The sequence below is a fragment of the Streptomyces europaeiscabiei genome, assembly GCF_001550375.1.
Lineage (GTDB): Bacteria > Actinomycetota > Actinomycetes > Streptomycetales > Streptomycetaceae > Streptomyces > Streptomyces europaeiscabiei.
The window spans coordinates 1-6,835 of record NZ_LRTR01000750.1; the positions used below are offsets into that span (position 1 = coordinate 1).

8 protein-coding genes are annotated in these 6,835 nt (G+C 70.3%); 4 read left to right on the forward strand and 4 right to left on the reverse strand.

The features are described 5' to 3' along the window. Positions 1-360 (reverse strand): helix-turn-helix domain-containing protein (locus AWZ10_RS36805; protein ID WP_159058494.1); only part of this gene is annotated, 360 nt, incomplete at its 3' end. 37 nt (positions 361-397) lie between these two features. Beyond that, positions 398-829, reverse strand: coding sequence for a helix-turn-helix domain-containing protein (locus tag AWZ10_RS36810; protein WP_046703159.1), 432 nt, complete (start codon positions 827-829; stop codon positions 398-400). A gap of 78 nt (positions 830-907) precedes the next feature. Between AWZ10_RS36810 and AWZ10_RS36815 the strand changes: the two genes are divergently transcribed. From AWZ10_RS36815 to AWZ10_RS36825, 3 genes are read left to right on the forward strand one after another with little or no spacing between them, the layout of a single operon-like run. After that, a complete protein-coding gene (locus tag AWZ10_RS36815) occupies positions 908-1,768 on the forward strand; it encodes a class I SAM-dependent methyltransferase (RefSeq protein WP_060892392.1) in 861 nt (286 codons plus the stop codon). 51 nt (positions 1,769-1,819) lie between these two features. Further along, positions 1,820-2,530 carry a ThuA domain-containing protein gene (locus tag AWZ10_RS36820; protein ID WP_046703161.1) on the forward strand — a complete coding sequence of 237 codons (711 nt, stop codon included), beginning with the start codon at positions 1,820-1,822 and terminating at the stop codon, positions 2,528-2,530. After that, a complete protein-coding gene (locus AWZ10_RS36825) occupies positions 2,500-3,624 on the forward strand; it encodes a Gfo/Idh/MocA family protein (protein ID WP_060893190.1) in 1,125 nt (374 codons plus the stop codon). Before AWZ10_RS36820 ends, AWZ10_RS36825 begins: the two co-directional genes overlap by 31 nt. Here the strand turns inward: AWZ10_RS36825 and AWZ10_RS51890 are convergent. Together AWZ10_RS51890 and AWZ10_RS36830 are read right to left on the reverse strand one after the other, a co-directional pair. After that, positions 3,601-3,936 (reverse strand): hypothetical protein, encoded by a 336-nt coding sequence (locus AWZ10_RS51890; protein WP_159058495.1) that lies wholly within the window; start codon positions 3,934-3,936, stop codon positions 3,601-3,603. The genes AWZ10_RS36825 and AWZ10_RS51890 overlap by 24 nt on opposite strands. Positions 3,937-4,407: 471 nt before the next feature. Beyond that, positions 4,408-4,935: a hypothetical protein gene (locus AWZ10_RS36830; protein WP_046703163.1), complete on the reverse strand. Its 528-nt coding sequence runs from the start codon at positions 4,933-4,935 to the stop codon at positions 4,408-4,410. Between the two features lie 421 nt (positions 4,936-5,356). Here AWZ10_RS36830 and AWZ10_RS36835 point away from each other — a divergent pair, with 421 nt between their 5' ends. Beyond that, entirely contained in the window at positions 5,357-6,781 is a 1,425-nt protein-coding gene (locus tag AWZ10_RS36835; protein WP_060893191.1) for an FG-GAP-like repeat-containing protein, read from the forward strand. Positions 6,782-6,835 lie beyond the last annotated feature (54 nt).

A 6,835-nucleotide genomic window follows, 5' to 3' on the forward strand; every position in this document is an offset into this window, starting at 1 on the left:
CCGCACCCGGTACAGCTTCGCGATCAGATCCCCGACCCCGGCCCGCGTCCACAGCTGCCCCGCCAGCCCCAGGTCACAGGGGCGGTGATCCAGAACCGCCTGCCGGACCGCCTGCTCCTCGACCGCATCGAGAACCTGATGCTCGCCGCCCCGGCGTCCATGCGGCTGGGCCACGAGCGCTTCGCGCCCGCCTGCCAGCCGCTTCGCCCACCAGTTGTCCACCGCCTTGAGCGAGACCTGGAAGACCGCCGCGACATCCTCGCGAGTCCGGCCCGCCACCAGTGCGGCCACCGCCCGCAGCCGAAGGGCCTCCTGCGCCGACGGCGACAACTGCCGTGCATCCCCCACGAGTTCACTCACGCAGGGACCAACGACCCAGAACACCTACCGTCTCGGATCAATATCTGCCGGGAGCCCGCCTGCCCGGAACCGCGACACCGCCGGACGCCGCGGCGTCGAGGAGGCGGCGGAAGGTGGGGCACTCCATGTGGCTCGGCGCGGAGCACGCGGCGGCATGGCGCAGGGAGTCGCGCAGTACGCCCAGTTCACGGATCCTGTGGTCCAGTTCCTCCGCCTTGGCCGCCAGCATCTGCCGGTCGATACGCGGCTTCCCGTCCGGCGCGAACATGAGCGCGATCTCGTCGAGTGAGAACCCGGCCTTCCGCCCCAGCGCGATCAGCGCCAGCCGCTCCAGTACGCCCGGGTCGTACTGGCGGCGCAGGCCCCGCCGACCCGTCGAGGAGATGAGACCTTTCTCCTCGTAATAGCGCAGGGTCGATGCCGGGACCCCGGCGCGGTGCGACACATCGGCGATGTCCACTTCTGCCATTCTGCTTGACCTCAAGTCGACTTGAAGTAGAACGCTGTCATCCCGGCACGACGAAGGCAACCAGAAGGAGAGAAAGTCATGGACTCTGCGCGCAGTGCCGACGACGAGCAGGCAGCCCGCTGGAAAGGGCCCGCCGGTCAGGCGTGGGGCGAGCTGAAGGGAGTACTGGACGAGATGTTCAGGCCCATCGAGGAGCTTCTCGTCGATGCCGTCGCCGCCGAACAGGCTCGGCATGTGCTCGATGTCGGCTGCGGTACGGGGGGCCTCACGCTGTCCGTGGCGCGACGGCTGGGTCCGGGGGGTCGCTGTGTCGGCGTCGACATCTCCGAACCGATGATCAGCACGGCCCGGGAGGACGCCGAACAGGAGGACGTACCGGCGTCGTTCGTCTGCGCCGACGCACAGGACCACGCCTTTGAACCCGGCGCCTTCGACGCCGTCATCTCGCGGTTCGGTGTCATGTTCTTCCTCGATCCCGTCCGGGCCTTCGCCAACCTCCGGCGCGCTGTCAGGGACGAGGGCGCGCTGCGGTGCGTTGTCTGGCGTGATCCGGCCGAGAACCCGTTCATGACGACGGCCCAGCGCGCCGCGTCATTGCTGCTCCCGGACCTGCCCGTCCGTCGGCCGGACGAGCCGGGGCAGTTCGCCTTCGCGGACGCGGACAAGGTCCGGCGCATCCTGGCGGAGAGCGGCTGGGCCGGGATCGAGATCCGGCCGGTCGACGTGGTCTGCACCCTGCCCGAGAAGGAGCTGGTTCGTTACTTCACCCGGCTCGGTCCGGTGGGCATGTACCTGCCCGAGGTGGACGAGCAGACCCGCGGACGGGTCGTCGAGACGGTTCGTGCCGCCTTCGGGCCCTTCGTGCACGGCACGGAAGTCCGCTTCACCGCGGCCTGTTGGACGGTCGGCGCCCGAGCCTCGTCAGCGAAATTTTCCTGAGGCCCGGCCCTCTTGCGTGAGCGCGGGCGCCCGGCGCATGGTGAGATCACGATGACGCTGAAGAAAGCCCTGGTGGTCCGCGGCGGTTGGGAGGGGCACCAGCCGGTCGAGGCGACGGAACTGTTCCTGCCCTTCCTACGGAGCAACGGATACGCCGTCCGGGTTGAGGAGTCGACCGACGTCTACGCCGACACCGCCGAGATGGCAGGCACCGACCTGATCGTGCAGTGCGTCACGATGTCGGAGATCACGGGCGAGCAGCTCGCGGGGCTGACCTCCGCGGTCGTGGCCGGCACCGGGTTCACCGGCTGGCACGGCGGGATCGCCGACTCGTTCCGCGCCTCCTCTGACTATCTCCATCTGGTGGGTGGGCAGTTCGCCACGCACCCGGGCAGGGAACCGTGCGAGCGCCGGGGCGGGCCGGAGGACAACTTCCTGCCGCATACCATCGCCGTTACCGAAGCCGGCCGCGAGCACCCCGTCACCGCGGGCATCGAGGACTTCGAGCTGCACACCGAGCAGTACTGGGTGCTCCACGACGACCTCATCGACGTCCTGGCCACCACCACGCATCCCACCCGGCCGTGGGAGCCCTGGCACCGGCCGGTGACCTCACCGGCGGTCTGGACCCGTCGGTGGGGGGCCGGGCGGATCGTGGTGACGACGCCGGGGCACAGCCTCGACGTGCTGGAGAACCCCAACGTCCGCACCATCATCGAGAGGGGCATGCTGTGGGCGACGCGCACCGCGTCGGCGTCGTAGGGCTCGGAGTCATCTCCCGCGCGTACCTAGACACGCTGGCCGGTCATCCCGCCGTGCGTGTGACCGCGGTCGCCGACCTTGACGCCTCCCGGTCGGCAGCGGTCGCCGCCGGACTGCCCGGCGTCCGGGCGCTGACCGTCGAGGAGCTGCTGAGCAGCCCGAACGTGGACACGGTGCTGAACCTCACCACCCCCGGGGCGCACGCCGGAATCGCCCTCGGGGCCATCGGTCACGGCAAGAACGTCTACGGGGAGAAGCCGCTCGCCGCCACGCTCGCCGACGCCCACACCGTCATGGCGGCCGCCGCGCGGGCGGGAGTCGGAGTGGGGTGCGCGCCGGACACCGTGCTGGGCACCGGAGTGCAGACGGCGCGGGCGGCCCTGGCCGCCGGGAGCATCGGACGCCCGCTGTTCGCCTCGGCCGTGATGGTCACCCCGGGCCACGAACGCTGGCACCCGCACCCGGACTTCTACTACACCGAGGGCGGCGGCCCCCTGTTGGACATGGGGCCGTACTACCTCGCCTCCCTTGTCCATCTGCTGGGCCCGGTGCGGGCCGTGACGGGGGCGTCCAGCCGGCTGCGCGCCGAGCGGGTCATCGGTTCCGGCCCGCGCACGGGAGAGCGGATACCGGTGGAGGTGGACAGTCATGTCTCCGGTGTGCTGGAGCACATGGACGGAACGCTGACGACGATCACGACGAGCTTCGGCGGGGTGGCCACCACGGCGTCCCCGATCGAGGTCCACGGCGCGGTGGGAACCCTCGCCGTCCCGGATCCGAACCGCTTCGACGGCGACGTACGGCTCTTCGGACTCGGCGACACGCAGTGGCGCACGCTCCCTCCGTCCGCGGGCTACGTCGACGGCGCACGGGGAGTGGGGCTGCTCGACTTCATCGCCGCCGACGGGCAGCGGGCACCGCGCGCGAGCGGCGAACTCGCCCTGCACGTACTGGAGACGATGACCGCGCTGCTGCGTTCGTCGGCCGAGGGACGGCGCATCGAGCTGACGACGTCGGCGCAGCCGCCCGCCTCCGTACCGCTGACGGCCGCCGAGGACTGGGGTGGCAGGTCAGAGGCCACTCGATGCGCATGATTTGACGACCGGCGCCGCGGCGGCATCACCGCCGACACCGTCAACGACATCACCAAGACCGCTGCCCGCGCCGCCCAGCTCGCCCCCGCCCCGCAGGAACGTGCCGCCGCGGCCCGGGCCGAACAAGAGGCGATCTCGGCCGCCGACGCCGCACCCACCGCCGAAGAAGCAAACGCCATCCTCAAGACCTGGCGCACCACCCGGCGCGCAGCCCGCGCAGCCGCCCGCCGCATCACCGGCCACAGTTTCCGACGCGGCTGGATCCAGCAGGCCCTGGCCGCCGGCAACCCGCCCGAGATCGTCGCCGTGCACTCACGGCACTCCCTGCGCAGCACCACCTTCGACGCCTACCGCCGCAAGAAGGTCCCCTGGAACCAGAACCCGACCCGCTCCCTGGGCCTGGCCGCCTGACTTCGCCACTCATACCGCCGCGCGCCGTGGCAGGCGAGGTGTACTTCACCGGTGTGACGTTCTCCGGAGGCACGGTGTACGTCGGCAGCGCGGTGTTCTCCGGTGGCCGGGTGTACTTCAGCAGCACAACGGGTCTGGCCCCCAGAGGGCTTCTTGCTGCCGTCGGCACTCCTGCTCCTGCGACGGTCGTATTTCCTTCTACGTGGCTGCTCCCAGATCCGTAGTCCGGCCTTGGGGGTCAGTGGACCAGCCGTCAACGGCTGGTCCACTGACCCCCAAGGCCGGACTGCAGGCGGCGACACGCGCGTGTCATGTGTGTTTCGTTCTGCTGCGTCGATAGGAAGTCACGCAAACCCGATTGGAGGGACCGCGTCAGCGGCAGAGCTTGTCCAGCTCCTCCGAGAAGGACGGGAACTCGGCCTGTGCCTCGGTGATGATGTCCCGGGCGGGTCGGCGCGCCGTGGTGGCGTGGCGCTCGGCGAGTTCGGTCAGTGCCGGGTTCGGTCGCGCTTCGCGCTGCTCGTACTCGACGACCTCCATCGGGCCGAGGCCGTCGGCCAGCAGCCACAGGAAGTCGGACAGGCTTCCGGCCACGACGCCACGCCCGCCCTCCGAGCCCAGGAACACCACGGGCTGTTCGGCGAGGGGCCGGCCCGGGCTCACACGCCACAGGGCGACGAGGCCACCGGTGCCGTCCTGTCCGAAGACCCGGTAGGCGTCGCCGTCCAGTTCGTGGTTGCCGGTCCAGTTGCGGATCCAGTCGGTGGTCTCCTCAGCGGAGTCGAAGGCGTCGTAGGGCTCGAAGTCCACGCCCTCGCCGTCGTCGTAGTCAAACTCCACCTGGGCGACGGCGGCCAGGGCGGGCGGGAAGCGGCGGTCGTCGCCGGTCGTCTCGATCATGCCCGCAGGCTAGCCGCCGCCACTGACAACGGCCCTGGCCGACGGAGATGTCCACTGATCCCCAAGGCCGAACGCGCTTGCTTCCGGACCGGCAGGCAGGCCGAGGTGATCAGCGCAGGGATGTGTCGCAGAAGGCTCCCGCTCCCGAGGGGGCGGCCTGGTGGGCGAGGCCGCACACGGTGCGAATCCGGACTGGACCAACACAATTCACCGCAGCTGTGGCGGCCGCCCTGGAAGCCACCTCAGGTGCTGCTGTATGGGCCGCAACCACCCCAAGATCTCCCGGAACTCCCGCACAACCCTCCTGCCACTTCATCAGTCTCCTGTTCGGCAACCTCTTTGACAGCCAGAGAATCCGGTCCGGGGCCCGTGTCTGCCGAGGACGCCGGCCCTCCCCGCCCCCGCCACGGAGTCCCTCACCTTGCGCAAGCGCACGCTCCCCCTGACCGTCCTGACCACCGCCCTCCTGGCAGCCGTTCCGGCCCTCCCCACGCCCACCGCCACCGCCGCCCCTGCCAAGCACGCCGACGACTTCAACGGCGACGGCTGGCGCGACCTCGCCATGGGTGACCGTGGCGCCACGATCGACGGCAAGAAGCGGGCGGGCGCCGTCATCGTCATCTGGGGCACGGCCAAGGGACTCGACCCGGCCCGACGCACGGTCGTCTCACAGAACAGCCCCGGCATTCCAGGCGCCGCGGAGGCGTCGGACCACTTCGGTACCACCATCACCACGGCGGATCTGAACTCGGACGGTTACGCGGACGTCCTGGCGACGGCTCCCGGCGAGAACGACGGCCGGTACAACGGCACGTTCACCGTCCTGTGGGGCTCGAAGTCAGGTCTGACCACGGGAAGTTCTTACCACAACCCGCAGTACCGCGATCGCGGCTTCGCGTACGACCTGGCCGTCGGCGACTTCGACAAGGACGACAAGCAGGACGTCGTCGCGGTCGACGGACGGAACATCTGGTATCTGCGGGGCCCGTTCACCGAGTCCGGCAAGCGCGGCAAGGCCACCAACCTCGACCCGACCCACGGCGACCACATCGAGTCGTACACCGTGGTGTCCGGGAACGTCACCAAGGACGGAACAGCCGACTTCGCCGTACTCGGCTGGGACTGGGACGCCCACGGCCTCGGCAAGGAGGGCAACGGCGTCTGGTTCTACAAGGGCGGCCCCGACGCCCCGAAGAGAACCAAGAGGATGCCCCTGCCCGACGGTGCCAACCTCCTGACGCAAGCGAGCGCCACCATCGCCGACTTCGACCGGAACGGCTACGGCGACCTCGCGCTCGGCAGCCGCCGCTCGGGCAAGGGCGGCACGGTGTACGTCTTCCCCGGCACCTCCACCGGCCCCGGCCGCTCGCCTCGACAGATCACCCAGGCGACGCCCGGAGTGCCCGGCTCTCCGGAATCCTCCGACACCTTCGGCAGCGACGTGTCCGCCGGCGACACCGACGGCGACGGCTACCCCGATCTCGCGATCGGCGCCCCGGGCGAGGCCATCGGCGACAGCCTCTTCCGCATGGGCGCTGTCACGGTCCTGCGCGGCGGCAAGTCGGGCCTCACCGGCAAGAACGCGCGCCTGTACGACTACGCCACGGCCGGTGTCGAGGGCGAGCCCGACGAGCGCAACGACGCCTGGCTCGGGGATTCGCTCCTCCTGCGGGACTTCACCCGGGACGGCCGGGCCGAACTCATCGCCGCCGCTCCCGAAGCGGGCCGTCTGCAGATCCTCCCCGGCACCTCCTCGGGCCCCACAGGCAAGGGTTCCCTCCTCCTCGACGCCAACAACCTGAACCTCACCTCCCTCGCCAACTTCTGGGCCGAACTGCCCAACTAGCCACCCAGTACGGCCTCGGGGAACAGCGGAGCAGCCGATATCGGCTGCTCCGCT

Coding starts and splice junctions, on each gene's coding strand:
- AWZ10_RS36810 (WP_046703159.1), bottom strand. CDS start 829: ATGGCAGAAGTGGACATCGCCGATGTGTCGCACCGCGCCGGGGTCCCG.
- AWZ10_RS36815 (WP_060892392.1), top strand. CDS start 908: ATGGACTCTGCGCGCAGTGCCGACGACGAGCAGGCAGCCCGCTGGAAA.
- AWZ10_RS36820 (WP_046703161.1), top strand. CDS start 1,820: ATGACGCTGAAGAAAGCCCTGGTGGTCCGCGGCGGTTGGGAGGGGCAC.
- AWZ10_RS36830 (WP_046703163.1), bottom strand. CDS start 4,935: ATGATCGAGACGACCGGCGACGACCGCCGCTTCCCGCCCGCCCTGGCC.